The organism is Paenibacillus sp. FSL F4-0097, assembly GCF_038593125.1.
Lineage (GTDB): Bacteria > Bacillota > Bacilli > Paenibacillales > Paenibacillaceae > Paenibacillus_AQ > Paenibacillus_AQ odorifer.
On sequence record NZ_CP151965.1, the window covers coordinates 4251921 to 4276085 of the forward strand.

The window sequence follows — 24165 nt, forward strand, 5'->3', positions numbered from 1 at the left end:
CATCATAGGAGGATTGAGAGATTGTATAAAGATTGGAACCACCGCGCTTTTTCGCCTAATCAACGGATAATTGCCGACTTTATTCAAAAAAATGAGCAACGTGTGGTCTATATGACCGAACAAGAAATGGCAGACGAGCTGCATTTGAGCATCGCCTCCGTTTCACGGTTCTGGAAAGCTGCGGGATACAAACATGCCAAAGATTTTAAAAACCGGCTCCGTTTCCGCTTTGAATCCACACCTTCTGTAAAAATGCGTGATGCCATGCAGCGATCAGACGATACCTCACTCCCTCAACTGCTGCTGGACAATTGTTCACATCATTTGCAAGAAACACGCCGCTATTTAAGCGACGATGTACTAAAGCGTGCAGTAGATGCGATATCTACAGCTCGGATTATTTATGTATACAGCCCTGGCCCTTGCGCCGGATTAGCAGAGCTAATGATCTATCGAATGGCGCGTTTTGGTCTTCAAATGAAAAAAATGGCCCCCAGCGGCCATGAGCTGCTAGAGACCTTAATGCATGCTGACAAACAAGATGTCTTGCTTGTCTTTGGATTTGTGCAAATACTGCCTGAGATTGAAGTCATACTGAACCATGCACGTGAAGCAAATTACCAGGTCATCCTGATCACAGATAGACTTGTCTACCCGCGATCCCAAGATGCAGATATCGTGCTTTATGCGGGGAGAGGTGAGGTTTGGGAGTTCCATTCCATGGTAGGCCCCACTTATATTATTGAGAATTTGATCCTTGGAGTGGGATTAGCGAATAGGGACAGTAGTCTAAGCAAGCTGGATAAATTGCAGCAATTGCGCGCGCAGTATGGGGGGAAGCTCCCACGGAGTTAGGTTGACTGCAAGGATAAGGGGAATTTAATTCATTCCTAAAGCTTCTTTAATTTGTGGGATAGATAAACCGTTTGCTTTCATTTCTTTGATCCAAAGAATGCGCGCGACGGTTTCTTCTCTTTTATATCTGCGTGTTAAATTCTCCTCTGCCTGTTCAAAGGGCAGCATGCCTTCTTCTGTATAATGTTTGAGTGTACTATAACGAGCATTTGTGATTCTTACTAATTCCCCTATCGATACATATTCTGACGCCATAATATTCTCCATGGATCGTTGTCTAGACATTGATAACCAACTCCTTTACAGCGGGCGCTTCGGAATAAGACGCACACCTTGAATTGGCACTTTCATCATTACAAAATGTGGGATCGCATCGTAGAGCAAATTATCAATTTTAAGAGTCGCAATCGATCCTCTCTCCAGCACCTTAACTTCATGTCCATAGGACATTAATCTTGTAATAACTGCGTCTAACCTTTGATTAGAATTATCAAACCAGGACTCTGTTTCTATAAAGACAGCTCGTGATCGCTCTAGGGCAGGGAAGATAAGATTGATACTACTGCCGATAAAGGTCTTCGCAAACTTTGTCTTCAATGCTAAAAAACGTTTGATACCTAACTCAACTCCCTGGCGAATTTGTATAGGAAACAGCGCCTTTGCCCATAAGTTACTTTGGTATAGATCATGTAATTTGATATTCACCTCTTCTAATTCGTTCAGCGAGAAGAAATCATGCATACATCCACATTCACGAAGTAGCCATAGCATACAAATGACCTCATCTGTTACTGGGCCCTCTTCCAAAATCTCTGCCCGCATATTCTCTGTAATGCTCGTGTACGCCTCCATATTACTGCGATAGGCTCTAATTTCAACTTCAGCAGAATCAAAATACATGTCGCTCCCTATCAGGCTTGGTATATCTTCAAGCAAATTCATTGCTTGAAGATAATCTGAAATCGCGGTTTCGAACTTTTTTAATTGATGGTTAGACTTCCTCGAAGCCTTCTTTAACCACCAATTTAGATCACCCTTCACCTCAGCACTATTATGAAGTAAGGATTGTAGAACAGTTTCTCTATAGAGTGTTGAATGAGATTGATCAAGTGCTTCCTTGTGCAAAGTTAACTTGTTCTCAGATTGTGTAAAACATCCCTCTAAGTAAAGCTCCAATATAACCGCTGCTGCCATGCAGCGCAAAGACACTTTCTTGACAGTAGTCATCTGAAGACTTCTCTGTGCATTAAGCGCGATCAATGAAAAACTTGGTGCTAATTTAAGATCCATCATAACCATCCACCCCTATCCATTAATTCGTATTTACAGGATGATATTTATTCCGTATGGTGAGCGTTTGATTAACTTACTACTTACTACTTACTACTTACTACTTATCACTTACAATACACCATCTTTACAATAATTGTCAATGGTCTGGAATAACGTAAAGAAGGCCCTGCCCTTAATGGTCAAGCCCCGATTTTACAGGCACCAAAAAAAAAGATCCTAGGCTATAAGCTGCTTCCGGTAATCAACCAGGGTATCTTAGAAATAGGAGGATCAGTTCTAACGGGAATTTATGTAGCCAATGAAGCAATTGGAGCATCCGGCTGGTCACAAAAAAGAAGTCGCCTTGTAAAGCTAAATAAAGAAGGCTGGCCATGTGAGCCTGCCTTCTTTATTCACTCAGATCAATAAGTAATTTGGTTAACTCTAGATTTTCAACCTTGTCTTCTTTGACGACAAAGGCAAGGGAAGGATGATAGAATCCTTCGTCAAGCTTGATAACGTTCACCAATAGTTAACAACACCATCTACTTTCTTTTCGCTGCGGGATGCCTCAGGGATAGCTGCAATGATATCCTTTTCACTGCTTCTGATACCGATATTTTTATCCGTCCTAAGCGAAGAAAGAGAGTTAATCGGTATATCAACTACGCCTCCGACTGGCTTAGTTTCTCACTACGGTAAAACTGATCGTCAAATTATCTTTTTCATATAACCAGCGCATGTTAAGAGGTTCCCCCACTGGGTCATCCGTTTCGAATGAATTCCCGCTCCGCTTTTTTCAAATGCTTTAATGAATTTTCGAAAGAATATGGAATCTTAGTCCTAAGTTTAGAGAGTTTTTCAACATCTCCCATAGCGATAGCTTCCTTAATAGCAGGAACCAACTTCGCTTGAATAATGCCCCAACTTTCTGCCTGAAGAAGTTCGTCTATCAACATATGCGGTTTGGAATATTGTTCAATTTTTGTTCTCCTCTTCTCGATTTCTACCCTCTAATAGCTCTATCTTTATTTTTTCAAGACATAGCTTCTCCCTTAGAGTGTATAAGTTCATCCTTATGTTCTAATACTTCTATTATCATAGCAGCCCCCATTCTGAATCCGAGAGTATAGGCGGAAGCGGATGAGATAGAGTTCTGCATGCCACTCAGATCCAAGGCTTGTTCAATCATAGTAAAGTCTTCTATAGATAACTTTGCTTTTAGGATGTCCATAAACTCTGAGATTAGCTTGGAGTTCTGTATATACTCGGGATCGCGTAAACACAAAAGTTCACTTGGACAGATTTTCCCGTAATATAAATCCTCCAAAAGACTCACCAGTCATCCCTCCCAAATCATCTCTTCAATCATCTTAGCGAATTTATCGCTAAAAATCAATAGCGAATAATTCGCTAAGATATGCTTGCCTTGGAGGTGTTTAGTATGTATCAACGTATCCGAGATTTGCGTGAAGATAAAGATTTAACTCAAACCCAAATGGCAGAGTATTTGCAATGCAGCCAGAGGATTTATAGTAATTATGAACGCGGTGATGTTGATATTCCCACGGCCATTCTGATTAAGCTAGCAGATTATCATAAGACGAGTACTGACTATTTACTAAACAGAACGAACCAAAAAACTCCTTACTCTAAAAGTTAAATTTAAAGAATGAGTAGATATCGCAGTTTTCAAAGGATTTCATTCTTATGCTGATGAGCATTGTACACAGGAATCCGTGATTTACGCGAAGACAAAGATCTGACACAGCAACAAATAGAGGAGCTTTTACATATTACACAAGCCACCTACTCCCGCTATGAAAATGGAAATTTGGATGTTCCGAGCGCCGTTTTAATTACGCTAGCTAATTTCTATAAAGTAAGCATCGACTATATTTTAGGTCAGACAGATAATTCTAAATGCTATCCCAACAAAAAATAATCCGCAGCACAAACAAGCTCCTGTGATAATCACAGGAGCTGTTCACGTTTAGGCTAAAAATAGCCTGAAATTAGGGGATTCTCTTAGATACGCTCAGGCCAGCAAGGTACGGGCTACCTGATCCACAATGTAATTGATACCTGTCGGTCCGTAGCAGCCGATCCATGTAGCGGCATCTACCGGGTATATATACGGCCGCTCATCGGAATCCAACATCCCTCGGACGCGTTGCTCTGTCGCAGATACCCCCTCCTGCATCATCTCGTTACTAAGTAAAAAATAATGGCTGGCATGCACAGCCGGCAGTCTATCAACTGTAATATGATAAGCCGTGTCGGAAGTGTCTGCGACAAATAGAGGAGCTGGCAGACCAAGATCCCGGTACAGCACGGCACCTGTGCGATGGGAGGCAGTATGCACCCGTACCAGCGACTCACGCGGACGGATCAAGGCCACGCTCTGACCCGCCAGCGCCGTTGCAAGCTGCTCAGACAGCAATGCTGTTCGGCGCAGGTAATCCGCAATAATACGCTCCACCTCTGTCCGCTTGTCCGTCAATTCACCGAACAGGTCCAGAATCGTCTGCCAGCTCTCATTCCGTTGAAACATTAGGGTTGGCGCAATCCGGCTTAACCGTTCATAATGCTGAGCATGCACCTCAGTACAGACAATCAAATCCGGCCGCAGCCGTTCGACAGCTTGCAGGTCCGGGTACTCATAAGTTCCGAGCATTTCCGTTGTCTTAAGCCTTTCCCTGATATATTGGGGGAATTTTAACGCTGCACTGCCCGTTCCTACACTCCCTGCCGGAGATATCCCAAGCGCAAGCAAATGGTCTGCATATTGAACGTCGAGTACGGCGATACGCCCCGGAGAAGCGGTGACGCAATATTCGCCTCGCATATGACAAATTACCGGGCCTTGCAGCGTCTCGTACGATGAGGCCAGGCGATCCGGCAGCCCAGAATATGCTGAGAGAACACCGATCCCTGAAGCGGCAGTGCGCCTGTAGATCTGCGGGGGAACTCCATGATATTTCTTAAATGCCCTGCTAAAGTAATACATGTCGCGATAGCCCGTTTTTTCTGCAATTTCGCCGATGGGAGCATCCGTATGACGCAACATCCGCTCGGCACTCTCCATCCGCAGCTGGATTACATATTCCATCGGTCCTAGTAACTTCTCCTGTTTGAATCGCCGCTGTAACTGTCTTGTACTGCATCCGGCAAGCGCTGCCAGCTCCTTAAGCTCCAGCTCCTGACGATAATGCCCCGCTATATAGGCAACGACAACATCCACCATATCCGCCTCTGTGCCTTTCTGACCACATTCATACTCCATAATAAGCTCGTAAAGCATTCCTTGCAGTAGCGCATTCGCATGGAAACGCTCCAGCCCTTCGCCCCGGCTCCATTTGGCTTCGATTTGTTCCGCAGTCTGATGCAGTTCAGCCAGGAGCACAGGACGGTGAACAAATGAAGTTCGTAATGGGTGATTGCGCTGCGGAAACAGAACATGGGCAGCCCCCAACATTGGAAAAGCCTTGTATATAATAACAGTATAATGAATGGTTTCTGATCCAGCAGTCAAAGTAAATGCTGATCCCTTGACTGCGTGACAAGCGAAATAGGCCTGGATATGGCAAATTTCGCCATTCATCACAAGCCTACCTTCCCCGCCGCCTGCCAGCAGCAACACATTGGCTGTTAATCCGGTTTCGCTCATAACGCCGCCGGGTGGCAAAGTACCGCTACGCACATCAAGCATCTTGATCGTTGTATCACTCCATAAACTTGCCTGTTCTTTGAGCGGCATTTCTCTCATCTCCTGACAATAGCATCCTCTGTTTAACGGGCGCACTTGAATAGGATTAAATGCTTTAGTGAAAGCGCGTCCGCAACATAAGTGAGTGCGTTACTGTTGTCATTTTAATTGAGATTCATTCTCATTGTCAATTTTCGGACATTTTCCGCAATATTCCGCCGACATCCTGTAATAAAAACAGCAGGTGATACGCTTGTTTTTTGCAACCGGAGCTAGGTCATTGTTCTCTGTGAACCTGGTAAACGGATTGCGTCTTACGCCGAACAATTGTCCGGGAGCTATCCGGGTTAGGAAAGCAAAATCGGCTTGCATTCGTTGCCTTTCTTGCCCAAATTCATCTGTTCCAGGAGAATACAACGGGGCAATGCGTACCATAATATTCTCCCAAAGTACTGCCATGGAGACGGGACCAATTGCAGCAAGTGTGTGCAGCAGCGGCGCAAGACGTACCGCGAAAATTTCCTCTACGATCTCTTCTCGCCAGGCTTCCCTGTCTTCGGGTGCCGCCGTCGCTCGAAGCCCGTTTAGCGCAAGGAAAGGAAAACGCGTATCCCCTTTAAAAGCTGGGGAAGCCGGATGATAGAGGAAGCAGTTCTCCAGCGGGATGGAGACTTCCCGGTTATGAAGGGTCATAGCGGTCAGCATCGGCGCGATCCACAGATAACCGATCCGCTTGGCCAGCATGGAAGCGGCAACCTGCATATCAGGCGCACCGATATAACCCTTAAGCCAGCTTACATACTCGCGGCATGCAGCTTCTTCGTGCAACTGGCTAAGAGCAATTGTACGAACGTTGCCTTCAGGCGGTTCACCTACCCACAGACGATATTCCTCCGCCATTTGCTTCCAAGAGGCAGACGACAGATAGTTGTCCATTTTAATGTGATCCCAACAGCGCTTCCGCCGTTTGATCTACAATAATGTTGAGGGCAATTGGCCCATAATAAGCGATCCAGAGCGTTGAATTCACATTGTATACGCGGTTATTTTTAACGGCATCATGAGATTTCCAGACCGGACTGTTCGCCATTGCCTCTGCCTCTTTGGCAAACAATTCATCCGATAACAGGAAATAGTGATCTGCTCCAATATCAGCGATGGTCTCCATCGAAATTTCAACGGAGGTATCATCTTTGATCTCCTGAACGAATGCAGGGATATTCAATCCCAAATCCTCATAAAGAATGCTTCCGGTCCGATGTTCGGGACCGTGTACGCGAATACCTTCCGGTCTTGGGCGAATCAGAGCTACCGTTTCGTCGCCCAGCTTCGCCGACAGCTGCTCCCGCAGTCCGACGATTTTGTCCTCGTAGGCTTGACGCACTACCTTCGCCTCCGCCTGCTTGCCCGTTATCATACCGATGATAGCCGATGTATCCCGCCAATCTTCATAGAAGTCGAGTACTATTGTGGGCGCAATTTTACTGACGCTGTCATACACCTGCTCCTGAAAATCGGTCATCAATATAAGATCCGGATTCATCGCTACAATAGCTTCAAGATTGGGCTCATCGCGTGTGCCCAGGACCTTCACATCACCCAATTGTTCACTTAAATATTCTGGAAACTTTGCATCTTTCGCTCCAGCCACAACGCTGCCTGCCGGATGCTCGCCTATCGCTAACAATTGATCGACGAATTTCACATCAAGCGCGGCGATGACCTTCGGCTTCTCAGTCAGCGTATATTCACCCTTCATATGCGAGATGGTAACCGGGAAGGCTGTAGTCTGAGCCTGTGTCTCAGATGTAGGTGACGGCTCGGCTGAAGCAGATGGCAGTGCGGCAGTGCCCGCATTTGCTCCACCTCCAGTACCGCAAGCCGTTAGCACAAGTACCAGTGCCATCATCCATATCATTAATAGTCCTGCTTTTTGGGCAGCATCTACCTTTCTACCGGTTGCTTGCCTCTTCTTTGTTCTTTTCATGCTGACTCCCCCTTATGTATGATAATGATTTTCATTATCAGATCAATAAAGCGAGTATAATCTATTTTCATACTCTATTTCCATGTACTTTTGCGACATTGCAGCCGGATTAATGCGACATCGCACACCATAGGAACGACTCAGGAGAACCGCAACTGACTACAAAAATTCCACACAAGCAGCTAAATCCCTAATTTTAACAAAAATTCCTTTGCTCCTTTTCTGAAAATAGCCAACACAGTCGATGGTAATCTCGCTCAATTCAAGCTTTTCCTTCTCCAGAAACTGATCATCGAGCAATCTGGCTACTTCAGAAATGGTTCTCCCATTGCACTCCCTGCTTCTTCCCAAAATGAAAAAAAGCATCTTTGTTTTACACAAAGATACCTTTTTTCATTAAAAGCTTATGGCTCAATCCCCCACACAAGCTGACCATTCATATACCCGGTGACCTGTTCATTGTTGATGAACTGACTGCTGGATGCCTTGAACGAATAATCATTAACCTGGTTGAAATTGGACCAGTCGGTTTTGGAGAAACGGGTTTGAATTTCTGCGCTCTGACCTGGATTAAGTGTTCCAGCCGAACTCGTGAAACCAATTTCCAAAACATAATCTGCATTGGCAACAGGAGTCGCCAGCTTAATGAAATTGCCGGTTACATTCGCATTTCCGATGCTGGCCCAGTCGATCCAGAAACTCTGATCTTTCTCGCCATCAATCGTATAGTAATACCGGACCTTCACATCACTTAGTTGAATCGCTGAATCACCGGTATTGACTACTTTGATTTTGGGTGAAATCCCGTTAGTGGAGGCACTTGTGTTGCCATTAAAAGCTTGGACCGTCAAATCTCCAGTGGGTACTGGAACACTGCTATCCGTTACGTTCACTGTAAGAACAGCATTATTTCCTCCATTAAAATGAAAGGTTATGGTATTCTGTCCCAGCGGAAGCGTGGAAAGATAGGATTTTTTCAGAACAACAGCAGCGCTTGATGCCGTATAATCCTGACTCGCTAAAAGTGTGGAATTTCCATTTGTGATACTTGCAAGCTGGTGTCCATTTAAGGTAAGGACTACGGAAATATCCTGGGTTAGATTCGCCGCTTTATCAAATGCAGCGCTCACGGGCGCAATGGATGCGCTTGGCGTGGAATCGACAATTTTCACTTTTAACACGGGATCTTGTCCTTTATTAAAATCAAAGATGATCGAATGCTCGCCAACCGGCAGTGTCGCCAGAAATGCTTTTTTGAGCAGCAGCGTATTTCCACTCAAGGTATAATTCTGAGTCTCTATTAATGTATTTGCGCCTGCCCGGAGAGCGGTTAACGTATTGCCGTTTGAATTCACGGTGATGGCTTTGTCATTCTCATTGGAGGCATTTTTATCAAATTCGACGTTCGCAGGTGTGATAGACGCACTTGGAATTGGATTGTTAACCTTCAAATCAGGCAGCTCATCGAGCGTGATTACATAATTGCTTTGGTACAGCGTTGTTAAGGTGGCCGGATAATTAAAGGCGGAACTCATGAGATGCTCACCATACCACGGTAAGAAATAGAGCCAGCCCGATTTTTCCTCTGTCAGATTCTGAACGCTTGGAACGGTGTCGTTCTCCGTCATGGCTACCATTTTCTTACCGCCGGTTAAATCAACAAGCTGATAGAAAATCGAGGTAATCGCGTCCTCATTGGGAACACCAGACAAACCGTCATAGCGGTTATAGATCGTGTTGTATTTATCATAGCCTACAATATCCACCTGATCATCGCCGGGATACCATGCGGGAGAAGTGCTGTAGACATAGCTGTTGTAGGTCCAGATCAAATTGTGCAGACCGTACGTTTCTGTAAGTTCAGTATAGAGCAGATCCCACAACTGCTTGTATACCTCCGAGCCTGCCGAAGCCCACCAGAACCATGCACCTTCTCCATTCAATCCGCCGTTGCCCTCCGCCTCATGGAAGGGTCTGAAGATAACCGGCACATTGTTATTTTGCAGAATCTGCAGTTGCTCCGCCAAATCCCCAATGGCCAGTTGTACATATTGGTATTCTTTCGTACCTGGAACTACCGCATTGGCTGTATTAAAATTGGTTTCTGTCGGCTTGTAGGTGGCTTTCTTCCAATCTACAAATTCCCCGAGCTGATAGGCGGTGAAATCTCGGGGCACAGTGATATGCCAGCTGTTTGTCGCGATCCCGCCCCGGTTATTCACCCAATCGATCATCCGGGCGGTCGTACCATCCTCCCAGCCGTAAAGCGGATTGTAATTCATCAGATCAAATCCGCGGATCGCCGGATACTTTCCCGTTAAATTGTGAATCCAATCAAACTCCAGCTCGGAATTGCCGTCATTTCCGCCTCCGTAAATCTCCTGCTGGCCGGAGATCATATGATTGCCGTAAACCTCCGTTAAATAATTCATCAGAAGCTGAGTTTCCGGAGTCGCTTGAGTATCGCTGAGGACAGGTTGCACATCCAGGGGATCAAGATCGGCATAATCCACAGTGAAGGTATCAAAATAAGCGAAACCCCAGCCAGCCTTCAGTTGAATAGTGTTGCTGCCTTGATTCAGCTTGTGATAGCCAAAATCGAAATTCGACCATGTGGTCGTATAGGGCAGCATATACGACCCTTTCGTAACGCCGTTAACGGCTAAAGATTGAAGCCTGCCGTCAGCACTGAGCTCCTGCATATAACGTGTGGAGATCGTATACATGCCGGTTTCTGGGACAGTCACTGTGAAGGAAATTGTACCGGAATTCTGCATCCAGACAAATCCGCTTCCAGAGTATCCGGGTTTGGGCTGTCCGTAAATTTGGGTCGTCACTTGAAGATCGGAGGTGAGCTGAGCGTTTTCGCTTTCAATTGTGAAAAGTGCGTTGTCTGCATGAACGGGCGGCGCTGTCATCAATCCAAGTAGCAGAGTAAATGCCAGCATCATTGTGATTGCCTTCTTGAGCAAATTTTTCATTTCCACCTTTCCTCCCTATGTTAAATATGGTAAATAAAAGTTCAATATACCATCTCTTGGATGCGCTTTCATAGATAAGATAGCATATATTCCATATTTTGTAAATCTACCTAATCGAGAAAATTTCCACATGCAAAAAAAACTCCCACCAATATTTATTAGGAGGAGTTAAATAACATTGATTCACGCGAACATCCCATCAATGACAAGTCAAATATCCCATACGGAGGGAAATTCGCTTGCTTATTTATTTATTTATTTGTTTGTTTGTTTACTTAAATGCCTTAACTTCAAGCGTACCAAGGCTTCTTACAACTTAAAGTTTCGGAGCGGCTTTCCGTACCGTACCAAAACATGCCATAAGAGTTTTAATTCTTGAAGTACTTCTTTTTCGGTTCCTCGGTCCCGCCATGCTGCAGGATCATGCTTTAAGTGCATAGCAGCAGATCCAATCATGCTCGTATCGATATAACCGTGATGAGCAATACGCTTAGCCAAGGAGGGCATCGTAGGCCCTCTAAAATCCGAAGGCACTTCGTCTACCCACATCGCGAATCCCATGTGCCAATAGAGTTGGATGGCATACTGTAAACATATTTGCTCCAGGACTTGCCCTGTTGGAGTACCCTTGAATGAAGGATCGGCTACTAAGATTTCCACATCTTCCTTTAGACGGATGTTTCCATGAACTTGCGCTTCAATATAGTGGTTAAGATTACGTTTAGCTTCACATTTTGAAGAGTCTGAAAACGGCATTGTGAGGTTGTCCCGAAGATGGTCAACTAATTTTTGTGATCGAAGATCTTTTTCCCCTAGAGCGGAATCTCTTAAGAAAATCTCCTCTAGTAATGCCGCCATCATATCATCAAATTCTGCATATGTCCCTTTCTGTACAGGGTTTTGATGCGAATCCATATAGGTGTATGTACTGCGATAAGAAACCTCAGGGGACAGGAGGAAATAGCAGGAGCCAAAGCGCGGAGCTGGCCCATCCGAATGAAGCATCAAATCAAGAGCGCCATATTTAGGGCGTTCGCTATTCGAAGCACCCTCTTGTTGGTATGCCCCTCCAAATAGTCTTTCCTCCCACAAATCACGTGGACCGCCAGAATAGGCTGATACACTACCACTGGATAACAAGGTCTCAAATTGGCTCTTGTACACGCCTTGCTCCAATAGCGCCTCTGCAACACTTTTCTTTACCGGATCTAGTCGATCTGGATGGAAATGTAGAGCAATCTTCGCCTGTGACTTTATTTTGACCACAGCATCTTCAAACTCTTCCCGATCCACATTAGACATTTGAAGAATTTCATGGATAGTCTGAACTGCTTCACTTTTTCGAGTTCGCGCGTAATTCGTAACATATTCTAAAGCCGATAATTGTGACTCCGATAGTTCCTCAGTGAACTGAGACTCTCTTATTTTATTGGCATTTGCATCGCCTTTCCACTCCATTGCTTATTCACTCCTTTCTAGACCCAGTCCATAAGAAAAGAGACTTGAGTTCTCCTCTCACTGTATCAAACGCTTCTTCACTTGAAACTTCATATCCTTACAATCGCGGAATCCGATAACTTTACGTGGATCTGGAATGATATAAATTCAAAATAGTAATCAACTCGATTTGCTCGTAAGGTGCTGTCAAATAGGGACTCAAAACAAATACCATTCAGTTAACCGTCAGTGTCACAACCACTCAACCATTATTAGAGCGTCTCAGCCAATTTCTGAATCTTTGAGTGGGAAATTAAATATACATTGCCTATAATGTCGATTTTGCTGCCCTTCACACGTACAGCACCATCTTTGTCTGCCGCCACATAAATATCCATTTTATTCGATAAAGGGAAACGCTCCTCAATCATCGCGGTGTTATCATGATCAAAATGAGCTTCAAAGGAAAAGTGATTAAGAGCCATACCTTCACAAACAGTGCATTCATCCACATATTCATCAGACATGTTCATCCCACCAGCACTTGTTCCCATTACAACAGCATTGCTTTTTTTAATCAAATCCGATAATTCATATTCCGTCAAAAGGTGCTTTTGGTTCCGAGCGGTTCCACCACATAAAAAAACGACAGAGGCGTTTTGAATTAATCGCTGGGCATCTTCCTTCTGCGTGCGGTCATCAATGAAATGATATTCATCAAAATAAATGTTAGCCTGATTAAACCATGTCCTTTCAAAAACACTATCAATATTAACTTGTTCATCACTAAAATCAGACGATTCAGCGCTAATCATAACCAGCGATTTTCTGTCTGTTATATCCTCATGCAACACATTGACTAACTTCTCAGAAAAACCCTTATCATAAAACCAATCCAAGTAATAGTGAGTTTTCATCCGTAATTACCTCCATATGTAATATTTAAATTATCCATTATGTTTATCAAAATCCATAGTGCCAAGCAAGAGAAATTATCTTCATTCCTTTTATACCATGGATATCGTACCATATAATGGAATTCAATAAATCTTACAAATTGATTAAAACAAAAAAATGCCAGCATCATTAGTACCTTCGGTGAATAGCAAAAAGACTTACTCGAGGTATCGATCCCTTCAAGTAAGTCTTTATTTCTAAAGTTATAAAGATACTAGTCCCTTAAACGAAAACATACTCCCCATCACCAATCCGAATCGTCTTCCCTTTCAGCTCTAACGAATCCGTTTCAAAAACCACCTGCTTGAATTGGTTCTCGTCTCCTTGCACGAAAGCAAATGATCTATCGCCAATCTTAAGGCTGAAGGTATCATCCTCTGACTTCGTAACAGGCAGTCCGAATATGGTTCCCCAATGGTTGGCTGCAGCTTCAGGATCGGAGACATGAAATACAGCACGGACGATTTCGACTTCTCCCGCAGGATGAGGCTTAATGACTCCAGATGATGTTAATCTTTCCACTCGCTCTGTATCCGTTCCGCTCCATTGAATGATGAACGGATAGACCAGTCCCCCAAAGTCACCAGCAATGGTCATCATCCGCCACTCTATTAATCTGCCCTCGTTATCTAGTCGCTTACCATCGATAATTGGAGATAATGATAAGCCTGCTGCTTTCAGGGAAGCCGCTACTTCTTCAATATCATCCGTCCGGATGACTACTCTACTTAGAACTTCATGTTCTGGTAAAAGTTCAACTGCATCTTTCACCACTAGATTATGTTCAGTTGCCTTTGCCAGCTCAAGATTCTCAATGCCCAGAAACTCGAGATAGGTTAGCCCAAAGTAACTTAAGGCATTATAGGTTCCCCAATCTTTATGAGATCCTCCTTTAAAAGCAACCAATCCATGAGCTCCAAAGATCTCAACCGGTTTGGCCAAATCATTGACATAGTGAACTAAATGATCCCATTTCATCGTTGTCATGATTACTTCACTCCCAGCTCAGTAGTACGTTTTACGGCTGCCAGAACACTTCTTTGCAGGCCCGCTGCGAAATCACTGTTGTTTAATTCGTACAAGCCATGCATGCCGACACCGCCAGGTGAATTATTAATATCCAGCAGCTGTCGTGGATGCAGCCCTGTCTGTTGCAGCATTGCTACCGATCCCATCAGATTCTCCAATGCAACCTTCCAGGCTTGCTCACGCGGCAGTCCGGCAAGTACACCTGCATCCACGAGAGATTCAATGAAATAATAGATATAGTTAGGACCCGCCACACCAAATCCAGTGAAAACATCCATTAACGCCTCATCCAGATATTGTACTTTTCCAAAGCCGAGTAGGAAATGCTCCACTTGATCACGAGTAGCATAAGCATTTAACGCTACACCACTATAGCCATATCCTGTATCGGTTAAAGTATTGGGGATAACCCGGATAATGGACCGTTCAGCTCCAAAATACCCAGCTAATTGATCATTTGTCACACCCGCCACAATCGATACGATTGCGGCAGAAGCTGTAGCGAATTGTTGTACGTTTTGACCAAGTGTAGTTAAATCATCCTGTGGGCGAACTGCCACTACAATCACATCTGCTGTAGACAGGTTATGCTCTTGCGAACTCTCCGTATCCACACCGTATTTGGTATTCAAAAACTGCAGACGCGCTTCATTAATATCGGATACACTAATTTGATTTACAGACAAGGTGTTATTCGCTATACATGCGCGGATGATCGCTTCCGCCATCTGTCCGCCACCAATAAAATGAATCTTTTCTTTGGTCACTCCGTTCACTTCCTTAATTAATTGTTGTCCCAAGCTTCAGGTAGAATGAAACCATCATATTTTTCTAATCCAAGAATATATTCTTCAAACTCTTTGGATTCATAAGCAGCTTTCAAATCTTTAGCCCACTGAGAATTTTCATCCTTTTTATTAACCGATACGATAATTCTGTGTTCCATAGGTGTGTTTTCTATTTTCAAAGCATCCGTAATCTTTCTGTCCGAATTGGCAATATAATTACCGTTTACAACGCCATAATCAACATCTTGAAGGGAGACAAGGATTTGAGCGGGGTCCAGTATTTTAATATCAATATTATATTTATCCGGTTCCATACTATTAATATTGAAATCCGCTACGCCCGCCCCTTCTTTAATTTTGACCCAACCCAATTCTTCCAGAATACGTAGTGCACGCTCTTGGTTTACCGGATCGTTCGGAACAGCTACGGTTGTACCGTCTTTAACATCGTCTAGCGTGGTATGATTTACAGAATAAAGACCTTGTGGAGCACCTGGAACATAAGCAATTCCGACCATATCTGCATTGATTTCTTCGTTAATGGCCTCCATATAGGCTGTACTTTGGAATATACTTGCGTCAATGGAGCCTTCTTTCATTGCTGGATTGACCTGCATATTTTGCGAGAAGGTTTTAATGTCAACGGAATACCCTTGTTTCTCTAAAATCGGTAGAATCGATTGGCGGAATTGTTCCTCATAGGTTCCAACACCAAATCCAACGGTAAGCTTTTTCTTATCTCCAGAATCCCCCGCCTCTTTATTGCCACAAGCCGTCAACACTGCAAGAACACCTATCATCATCACTAACATTAACTTTTTCATACTTACTTCCCCTATTCCAATATAGATTTTTTAAATTGTGCCAACGCCTCATCCGTCACATTGAGTGGGATTGCGCAATTTGGAGATAGAATAAACGGCTGGTCTTTCATTAACTTTAATGCATCTTCAGCCTGCTGCTTGATTTGGGCAATATCGTTTACCGCAAACAACCCATGATCGACTCCCCCCACTTTAGTAGCTTTGAGATTTGCCTCTAACCCTGGATTCCCCTCGGCTATCGTATCCCAACTGATCCCATCAATCCGATAATCGTTGAACTTCTCAGGCTGGGCGTAAGCTCCACAAGTATGAAGAATGTTTTTTCCATAGCTTGCTGCTTCTAACACAATAGAATCATAAGGTCTGGACAGCTCATCAAACATTGCTTCATCAAATAATCCTGGGTGAGCTGTGCCCGTCACTGCGTAGAACAAACCGTCAGAGCCCGCTTGCTGTAACTCTTGTACATAATCGGCTAAAGTTAAGGAAATCGCATGTAGCGCATGGTGTGCTGCCGCTCGATGTTCTTTAAACAAGGATTCCAAAGTTACCGGGTGCTCAATACCAAACACCGTTTTAGTAACGTAAGCAGAACGTCCTACAATAAATAGCAGCACTGTTAATGGTGAAAATACCGTCTGGATTAGTGGGGTATCTGGTAACCCTTGGCGAATTTTTCTAACCGCATCTAAATGCTCTGCCAAAGGGGCTGACTGGACTGCCTTTTTAACATCGATATCCCACAGACTAGCCGCTGTTGGAATAGCCGTCGTTTGCTGTCTCGGAAATACGGTCTGATAATCCGTAAAATCGTATTGATTCCCCCAAGCTTCCGCCAGATAAGTCGCTCTTGGATTAATCTTGACCCAATCCCAATCATATTTTTTCGTAAAAGAAATCGTAGTTTCTGCTAAATCATCCGCAGTTTGTTCTTTGTCGATAAAATGGCGCCAACCACTTCCGATTGGACGATCCGCCCGTTCTCCTGATAATAATGCGTTAAAACGATCTTGCTTACTCCATTCACTCATCTGTCGAGTCCCTCCCAGAATATGTAGTAACTAGTAACGGCGAATTTTTCTTGCTAGCGTGTTGCCTAAAGATTGAATCCCTTGCACTAAAATAATGAGGATAATCACGGTGGCTACTACGACAACAGTGTCAAAGCGTTGGTATCCATATACGATCGCCAAGTCTCCCACGCCGCCTCCCCCTACCGTTCCAGCCATTGCAGTTGCACCTATCAGACCAATCGTCGCTGTTGTAAGAGACAGGATTAAGGATCCAACCGCCTCTGGCAATAAAAAGTACCAAATGACTTGAAAAGGAGTGGCTCCCATCGCCTCAGCGGCTTCAAGGATTCCCGGATTCACTTCAAGCAGTGAGTTCTCTACCAACCGCCCTATATAAGGTGCGATATAGATAATCAAGGGTACGATCGCTGCGCTTGTCCCAATTGAAGTATGAACAATCAATCGTGTGAAAGGCACAATCGCAACCAGTAAAATAATAAAAGGCAATGAGCGAATGATGTTGATAATCGGATTTAGTACGGCGTAAAGCGCTTTGTTCTCCAAAACCCCACCCGGACGAGTGATGACAAGCAATATCCCAAATGGGATCCCAATCAGGGAGCCAACAAACAAGGAGAACCCTACCATTTGAATGGTTTCTATAATCGCCTGCAGAAATTGATCACCTGTTACTGTGGTCGAAAACATTAGATTCTACCTCCTCTACACCGACTCCATTTCTTGTTAAGAAAGATAATGCATTGTTAATCTCTGCTGCCTCACCATCGAATTGAATGATCACTGTTCCCAGTGTTGTTTCTTGAATTTCCGTCGTATTCGCAAATAAAATATTGACCTTTATATCGCAGGAGCGAATCATTTCAAACAGGATAGGCTCGGAGGCACTTGCTCCCACAAAATTAAGCTTGTACAGCTGACTTCCGGGTTCTGTTTTGATAGATTTCCGCACGCTAGAGGTCATGCTATTTTGAATAACCGTCTTCACGAAATTTTGCGTGGTCAGATGTTTTGGACTTCCGAATACATCTAGAACGCTTCCTTGCTCAATAATCCGGCCTTCTTCCATGACCGCTACCTTGTTACAAATCTCTTGAATCACGGACATTTCATGTGTAATGATCATCACGGTAATGTTGTATTCAGCATTGATTTTTTTTAATAGCTGTAAGATAGAATGTGTGGTCTGTGGATCTAAGGCAGAGGTCGCTTCGTCACATAAAAGGATAGACGGATTCGAGGCAAGCGCTCTGGCAATCCCGACACGTTGCTTCTGACCACCTGATAACTCACTCGGGTAACTCCCCGCTTTGTCACTTAATCCAACAAACTCTAGCAGCTCCATTACCCGTTGGCGGATTTCATTTTTATTCTTTTTTAGGAGAACTAGAGGGATCGCCACATTATCAAAAACTTTTTTAGATTCTAATAGATTAAAATGTTGAAAAATCATTCCGATATTTTTCTTAGCGGTACGCAACTCTTTATCGTTGTATGTTCCCAAATCACGTCCAGCGACCATAACTTGTCCTTTGGTGGGTCTTTCCAAATAATTGACTAAACGAATTAATGTACTTTTCCCAGCACCGCTATAGCCGATAACCCCAAATATATCGCCTTTTTCGACCTTTAAATCAATCCCTTTAAGAGCATCAATAGTGGTCCCTTTCCGAGTGAACGATTTGTAAACATTCTTTAATTCAATCATTTCCATTCCCCTCAATCATATATAGGATTAAGCTTCCTCTTGCTGCTTCACCAGCGCTTGTTCTGCCAATAAAGCGAAATACTTAGCAGCTGGTAATATCGCAGCTTCATCAACATCGAAACGAGGGTGATGTAAGGGATAGGCTGGACCTGATCCTATATTCACAAAAGCACCCGGTATCTGTTGTAAATAAAAAGAGAAATCTTCTCCACCCATCTGTGGAGGAATATCATGTACTTCATAGCCGAAATCTGAGGCGATCTTTTTGGTAAAGTCCGCCCATTCCCCATGATTTATCGTTGCGGGTGGACCTGGATACCAATGTAACTGTGCCTCTGCCCCAGCTCCCGCAGCAATCCCTTCGATAAGACGAGTCATTTGTATCGGAATATTGCGGCGAATCTCTTCATTGTAAGTTCTTACTGTACCTTCTAATTCGACTTTTTCCGGCAATACATTCCATGTGAAGCCTCCATTAATTCGGGTAACACTTAACACTACTGGTTCCGTGGTGCTGTTTTGACGACTTACGATGGTTTGTAGAGCGGTAATGATTTGAGCCGCAGTTACAATCGTATCCACACCTTTTTCAGGATAAGCAGCATGAGCGCCGACACCTTTTATTGTAATTTCAAACCGGTCAACACCGGCTGTTAAAGCTCCTGTTCTTGTTCCAAAAGCTCCTGTAGGCAAGTCAGGTGAATTATGGAGACCAAATATAGCCGCCACATCCTGGAGTCCTCCCGAGGCTAAGACACTTTCCGCCCCATGCCCTGTTTCTTCCGCGGGTTGAAACAATACTCTAACCTTTCCAGGTAATTCACTTTCACGAGCCTTTAATAATAATGCAGCACCTAAAATAGTAGCCGTGTGAAAATCGTGACCACAGGCATGCATCTTTCCTGGGATCTCTGAGGCAAAGGACAATTCAGTTTGTTCCTCTATGGGAAGTGCATCAATATCACAACGAATGGCCACTATGGGTCCGTGACCCTGCCCGATCTCTGCGATGAGTCCGGTTTGTAAAGGCAAGTCAAGGATGTGAATATTGGCTTGGGTCAGCCATTCCCGTAATTTTGTTGTGGTTTTAAACTCTTCATACGCTAATTCAGGCTCACGATGCAGGTTTCTGCGAACCTCTATTAATTGATTAGCTAAAGCTTGCTCAACCTCATTTAGTGGTTTCATAGCTGATGTACTCCCCTTTCGTTATGCTTCCAGCTTTTCTTCAATCCCTTTGATGCGATCAAGCGCAGTCGATAGACTGCTTAAAATATGATCTTGCATGGCTTTTTCAGCACCATCTTCATTTTTAGCAGCGATCATTTGTAAAATAAGATCATGTTCTTCATCCGCTTGTGTGTTCCAATCCCCATGCATAGAGACGAATCGACAATAACGAAGCGAATGATCTCTTAATTGATTCAGAACCTTCTCGAAGGTTTTAAGTTCACTGATTTCTGATAAATAATCATGGAACTCAAATCCATAAGTAACAAAATTCTGATTATCACCAAGCTGGAACGAGTGTTTCATTTTTGTAATCATCGTCGTTAAGTTAACAATATCTTTCTCTGTGGCATGCTTAGCTGCACTTCTTGCAATATAGCCTTCAAGCATGCTGCGAATAAGAAATATTTCTTCAACCTCTTTACGGGTTACTGAAGCTACCCGCAGTCTTCCATTTGGCTGTCGAACCAGAAAATCCTCGTTCTCCAGTCTCTGTATCGCCTCTCTTAGAGGTGTGCGGCTGACTCCGAGCAAGGCCGCCAAATTTTCTTCATTTACAGGTTGATTCGGTTCAAACTCGCTATCAATAATTTTTTGTTTTAATTCATAGTAGGTATTATCCTTTGATAACCTTCGTGATCGTATCGCCATTTCTATACTGCTCCTCATCGATAATCTATGGGGTCCGAACCCCAATAATATATTTGTATAATTGTATACAATTATTAGTTAAGGATTGATTAGTTAGTTACATTCCCTTCCATACCGTTCAAGCTTTTTTATACTATATTCCAATTATTCCACCTAGTCAAGTAGGAATTAAAAATCAATCTAATCCCCTCTTTTCAACACAAAAAAACCCTACAACCAACAAGGGTCGTAGAGCTATTTTTGAATAAATAAATTTCAGAATTAGAAAGAAATAATTCCCGAGGTATGGAGCAGCACTAGGAACACTAGGATCGGCGCCACATAACGGAGCATAAACAGCCAAACACGGAACCAGCGCGCCTGTAGTCCAGCGGCTTCCGCTGCACCTTTCCAGAAATAACCGGCAAAGATGGTAATCAGCAGACCTCCAAGCGGCAGCATAATGTTAGAGGTGATAAAATCCAGCCCATCAAATAGAGATTTGCCACCAATCGTTAGCTCCGGGAACATTCCCAGTGACATCGCTAAAGGAATACTAAGAAGGAAACAGATCAGCGTCAAAATCCAAACCGAACGTTTCCGGCTCCAATTCCAGCGCTCCATTGTGAAGGATACAGGCACTTCAAGCAGCGATACAGCTGAGGTTAGAGCAGCAATCGCCAGCAAGATAAAGAACAAACCGCCGAAGAGCGCACCAAAAGGCATAGCCGAGAAAGCGGCTGGCAAAGCGATAAAAATCAGCGAAGGCCCCTGATCAGGAGCAATACCAAATGAGAACGTCGTCGGAAAAATAATCAAGCCTGCGATAAAAGCATATAACAAATCTCCTGCACCGATTGCGATGGCAGCGGTACCCAGCGATTGTTTTTTATCAACATAAGATCCGTAAGTCAGGAGAATCCCCATCCCGAGCGATAATGAAAAGAAGGCATGTCCCAATGCAACTAGCGCAGATTCCGCTGTCAACACTGAAAAGTCCGGTTTTAGGAAAAAGGATACCCCTGCGGATGCACCCGGTAAGGTTACCGCGCGAATCATTAACACTACAAGGAGTACGACCATACCAGGAATTAATACTTTGTTAAATTTCTCAATCCCGCCTGATACACCAAGGATGACTACACCCGCCGTAATCAGAATGGCTATCCCCTGCCAAACGATTGGCATATATCCAGAGACAAACGAATTGAATTCGCCTGCATAATCAGTAGTGCTGAATAGTTGTCCATTAAAAGCAATCATCGAATAGTTCAGCGTCCAGCCAGCAACAATAATATAAAAGGAGAGAATTAGAAACGGCGCAAGCACCTGCAACATTCCAGCTGCAAACCAACTCTTCCCGCCTCCAGCCCGCATAAAAGAGGTCGCCGCACTACCACGCCCACTGCGTCCGATAGCCAGTTCTGCCAACAGCACCGGTAACCCTATCAGCACTAAACAGACGATGAAAAGCAGGAAAAAAGCTGCCCCCCCATTTTCTCCTGTAATATAAGGAAACTTCCACATATTCCCTAGCCCAACCGAGCTGCCGATGGCGGCAAAAATAAAGCCCGCGGAAGAGAAGCGTTCCTCCTTCTCCGAGAGAAGATTTTTGTTACCCTTCATTTGATTCATTATAACGCCCCGTTTTCTTTTTTAGACCTCATTATAGCTTAAGTAACAAAGCACGTCATATGGAAATTTTCTGACTATTTTTATAACCACTCGAATTCTCTGTTTGTAAACGCTTATATTATTCATTCGGCCCTTGAATCTCATTATATCCACTAATGTCGTGCCCCATTGCTTCAATGAAACGAATTGTCTATATCCTGACAATATTTTTAACGAAAAAGGCTCCCACTAAGGGAGCCTTTTCTAAACATTATTTGCGGACAGAGAGAATGAACCTCTCAAGCTTAGCTGTATCGGTTATGCTCCGATTACATTCCAGATTATCCAGACATACGTATTGACCCACAGCAGAAATATTATCCGGCGAAACGTTCACATTCTTGGTCTTAACATAAAAGAATGCAAGCTCTTGATGCCGATTGCAGAACATGCAGTACCCTTTTTTGTGCGTTGGTGTAATTCTACCCTCTATACCAATGAACTGTCCTTCGTACGGATAGATAATGAATAATTTATTACTGGCAATATCTATCCAACTCAAATACGTTATGTTGCGATAGTCGATGAGTTGTAGATCAGGTACTTTCAGTTTCTTATTCTTAGGGAATAGCTTCTGAATCTGCTTCAGCGTAATCGTCGGATATGACTCTAGGTATGGTTCTAATTCACTAAGATATCTCTGGAAATCTTCTGCAGTTTCGAAGGTCGATATTTGTTCCAGCATCTGCTTGTGATTCTCCGTAAGAGAAGGAAATGCCTCAATAATGTTCGTAGTAGCACTATATCTTACAGTCTCCAAGACTCTGCGATCCGCAACGGTTCGCAGGGTATGCAGAACAAATTTCGTTTGTTTCTTAATTAAGTTATATTGATGGTTTCTAATAAATGGTGTACACATCGCTTTTCAGCCCCTTATTTATATTAAAAGTTCATAAGGTGCAAAGCCCATTTATAGAAACGATAAAATTAAGTTGGGCGATATATCCATCCATCGCACCTCACGCAAAGTATCGCCCTATATTAGGCTTTGCGTGAGGAACTTCTAGCTAATGGGCATTTCAACATTAGCACTGTACCACCTCCGAGCATATTTCATGCCAAAAGTATAGCACCGTATTTTAGAAGGCGCAATTCATCTCGGGTGTCTATTTTTCATGCCATACCTACAAAAAAAGGGAGCTACATGGACTAGTCCAGTAACTCCCTCTTTTTTGACTATTCTTTTACAGCGCCCACTACGATCCCTGTTACAAAATAACGTTGCAGGAATGGATAAACCAACAATATCGGTAGCGCACTTATGAAAATCTGTGAAGCCCGTATGGTACGTTGAGATAAGTTAGCTACAGCTGACGGATCAAGCTTGGACATATCTGCCTGAACGATAATGGTCTGCATAAACGTCGCCAGCGGCAGCTTATCCGAATCTCTGATATAGATTATACCGTCAAAATAAGAGTTCCAATGACCCACCATCATGAATAGGGAAACCGTTGCAATGACTGGTAAGGAGACTGGTAAATATATTTTCAAAAAGGTCTTAAAATGTCCTGCCCCATCAATAAAGGCCGCTTCCTCAAGGTCCTTAGGTACACCACGGAAGAAGTTCAGCAGCAAAATGATGTTAAATACGGCTACCAATCCAGGTAGGATAAGTGCCATCAAAGAATTCATCAGCCCGAGCTTTAGAATCAGGATATATCCCGGAATCAGACCCCCACTGAACAGCATGGTTACGACAAAATACCAAAGGTAGATATTACGCGCCCGGAAAACTCTAGTTTCCTTAGAAAGAGCATAGGCTGCAACCGTATTTACTACCAGTGCAAGTGCTGTTCCTAGGATTGTCCGCTCTACCGACACCCACAGGGATGTAAGAAAATTAGTGTTGTTAAAAGTTTTTGCATAGGCCTCCAAAGTGAAGCCAATTGGCCAAAAGGTGACCAAACCAGCATTGGCTGGGGCGGACGCACTAAGAGATACCATGAGTAAGTGATACAATGGCAGCAAGCAGAGCACCGAAAGGATAGTTAGGAGCACATTGTTGAATATGCTAAATATTCGATATGGAAGGGTTTTATGGTACATTTGT

24 protein-coding genes are annotated in these 24165 nt (G+C 43.7%); 3 read left to right on the forward strand and 21 right to left on the reverse strand.

Annotated features, from left to right (window positions below; genetic code table 11):
- Positions 1-21: 21 nt before the first annotated feature.
- Entirely contained in the window at positions 22-855 is an 834-nt protein-coding gene (locus MHH86_RS19070) for a MurR/RpiR family transcriptional regulator (RefSeq protein WP_076127116.1), read from the forward strand.
- A 24-nt stretch (positions 856-879) separates the two neighbouring features.
- Here the strand turns inward: MHH86_RS19070 and MHH86_RS19075 are convergent, their stop codons facing one another.
- The 4 genes from MHH86_RS19075 to MHH86_RS19090 form a co-directional block, all read right to left on the reverse strand.
- Positions 880-1140: a helix-turn-helix domain-containing protein gene (locus MHH86_RS19075; RefSeq protein ID WP_036688642.1), complete on the reverse strand. Its 261-nt coding sequence runs from the start codon at positions 1138-1140 to the stop codon at positions 880-882.
- Between the two features lie 15 nt (positions 1141-1155).
- Positions 1156-2148: a hypothetical protein gene (locus MHH86_RS19080; protein ID WP_076316296.1), complete on the reverse strand. Its 993-nt coding sequence runs from the start codon at positions 2146-2148 to the stop codon at positions 1156-1158.
- Positions 2149-2891: 743 nt separating this feature from the next.
- Positions 2892-3086, reverse strand: a complete 195-nt coding sequence (locus tag MHH86_RS19085) for a hypothetical protein (RefSeq protein ID WP_076316295.1) — start codon at positions 3084-3086, stop codon at positions 2892-2894.
- Positions 3087-3163: 77 nt separating this feature from the next.
- Positions 3164-3466, reverse strand: coding sequence for a DUF6809 family protein (locus MHH86_RS19090; protein WP_076127124.1), 303 nt, complete (start codon positions 3464-3466; stop codon positions 3164-3166).
- Between the two features lie 105 nt (positions 3467-3571).
- Here MHH86_RS19090 and MHH86_RS19095 point away from each other — a divergent pair, with 105 nt between their 5' ends.
- Both MHH86_RS19095 and MHH86_RS19100 read left to right on the forward strand, forming a co-directional pair.
- Entirely contained in the window at positions 3572-3790 is a 219-nt protein-coding gene (locus MHH86_RS19095) for a helix-turn-helix transcriptional regulator (protein ID WP_076100339.1), read from the forward strand.
- Positions 3791-3850: 60 nt separating this feature from the next.
- Positions 3851-4072 (forward strand): helix-turn-helix transcriptional regulator, encoded by a 222-nt coding sequence (locus MHH86_RS19100; RefSeq protein ID WP_076127127.1) that lies wholly within the window; start codon positions 3851-3853, stop codon positions 4070-4072.
- 93 nt (positions 4073-4165) lie between these two features.
- On the opposite strand, the gene MHH86_RS19105 is transcribed toward MHH86_RS19100, so the two are convergent.
- From MHH86_RS19105 to MHH86_RS19185, 17 genes are all read right to left on the reverse strand, one after another.
- Complete coding sequence (locus MHH86_RS19105) at positions 4166-5887, reverse strand: helix-turn-helix domain-containing protein (RefSeq protein WP_076316294.1); 1722 nt, start codon at positions 5885-5887, stop codon at positions 4166-4168.
- Positions 5888-5995: 108 nt separating this feature from the next.
- Entirely contained in the window at positions 5996-6772 is a 777-nt protein-coding gene (locus MHH86_RS19110; RefSeq protein ID WP_076316293.1) for an IucA/IucC family C-terminal-domain containing protein, read from the reverse strand.
- 1 nt (position 6773) lies between these two features.
- Positions 6774-7823, reverse strand: a complete 1050-nt coding sequence (locus tag MHH86_RS19115) for an iron-siderophore ABC transporter substrate-binding protein (RefSeq protein ID WP_076316292.1) — start codon at positions 7821-7823, stop codon at positions 6774-6776.
- A gap of 404 nt (positions 7824-8227) precedes the next feature.
- Positions 8228-10804, reverse strand: a complete 2577-nt coding sequence (locus MHH86_RS19120) for a glycosyl hydrolase (RefSeq protein WP_076316291.1) — start codon at positions 10802-10804, stop codon at positions 8228-8230.
- 309 nt (positions 10805-11113) lie between these two features.
- Positions 11114-12262: a DUF3626 domain-containing protein gene (locus MHH86_RS19125; RefSeq protein WP_076141009.1), complete on the reverse strand. Its 1149-nt coding sequence runs from the start codon at positions 12260-12262 to the stop codon at positions 11114-11116.
- Between the two features lie 251 nt (positions 12263-12513).
- Positions 12514-13158 carry a Type 1 glutamine amidotransferase-like domain-containing protein gene (locus MHH86_RS19130; protein ID WP_036688655.1) on the reverse strand — a complete coding sequence of 215 codons (645 nt, stop codon included), beginning with the start codon at positions 13156-13158 and terminating at the stop codon, positions 12514-12516.
- Positions 13159-13420: 262 nt separating this feature from the next.
- Positions 13421-14185 (reverse strand): VOC family protein, encoded by a 765-nt coding sequence (locus tag MHH86_RS19135; RefSeq protein ID WP_076141010.1) that lies wholly within the window; start codon positions 14183-14185, stop codon positions 13421-13423.
- A 2-nt stretch (positions 14186-14187) separates the two neighbouring features.
- Positions 14188-15027, reverse strand: a complete 840-nt coding sequence (gene proC / locus MHH86_RS19140) for a pyrroline-5-carboxylate reductase (RefSeq protein WP_339191808.1) — start codon at positions 15025-15027, stop codon at positions 14188-14190.
- Positions 15012-15839, reverse strand: coding sequence for a MetQ/NlpA family ABC transporter substrate-binding protein (locus tag MHH86_RS19145; RefSeq protein WP_076141012.1), 828 nt, complete (start codon positions 15837-15839; stop codon positions 15012-15014). The genes proC and MHH86_RS19145 overlap by 16 nt, the downstream gene beginning before the upstream one ends.
- Positions 15840-15850: 11 nt before the next feature.
- The gene (locus MHH86_RS19150) at positions 15851-16870 is read right to left on the reverse strand and encodes a uroporphyrinogen decarboxylase family protein (RefSeq protein WP_036688667.1); all 1020 of its coding nucleotides are present in this window, start codon (positions 16868-16870) and stop codon (positions 15851-15853) included.
- 30 nt (positions 16871-16900) lie between these two features.
- Positions 16901-17560, reverse strand: coding sequence for a methionine ABC transporter permease (locus MHH86_RS19155; RefSeq protein ID WP_036688669.1), 660 nt, complete (start codon positions 17558-17560; stop codon positions 16901-16903).
- Positions 17535-18578, reverse strand: coding sequence for a methionine ABC transporter ATP-binding protein (locus MHH86_RS19160; RefSeq protein WP_036688670.1), 1044 nt, complete (start codon positions 18576-18578; stop codon positions 17535-17537). Before MHH86_RS19160 ends, MHH86_RS19155 begins: the two co-directional genes overlap by 26 nt.
- A gap of 27 nt (positions 18579-18605) precedes the next feature.
- Positions 18606-19766, reverse strand: coding sequence for an amidohydrolase (locus MHH86_RS19165; protein WP_076141013.1), 1161 nt, complete (start codon positions 19764-19766; stop codon positions 18606-18608).
- A 21-nt stretch (positions 19767-19787) separates the two neighbouring features.
- A complete protein-coding gene (locus MHH86_RS19170) occupies positions 19788-20459 on the reverse strand; it encodes a GntR family transcriptional regulator (protein ID WP_036688673.1) in 672 nt (223 codons plus the stop codon).
- Between the two features lie 261 nt (positions 20460-20720).
- Positions 20721-22073, reverse strand: a complete 1353-nt coding sequence (locus MHH86_RS19175; protein ID WP_076127152.1) for a sodium-dependent transporter — start codon at positions 22071-22073, stop codon at positions 20721-20723.
- 250 nt (positions 22074-22323) lie between these two features.
- The gene (locus MHH86_RS19180) at positions 22324-22971 is read right to left on the reverse strand and encodes a FusB/FusC family EF-G-binding protein (protein ID WP_342479381.1); all 648 of its coding nucleotides are present in this window, start codon (positions 22969-22971) and stop codon (positions 22324-22326) included.
- A gap of 317 nt (positions 22972-23288) precedes the next feature.
- Complete coding sequence (locus MHH86_RS19185; protein ID WP_036688680.1) at positions 23289-24161, reverse strand: carbohydrate ABC transporter permease; 873 nt, start codon at positions 24159-24161, stop codon at positions 23289-23291.
- Positions 24162-24165 lie beyond the last annotated feature (4 nt).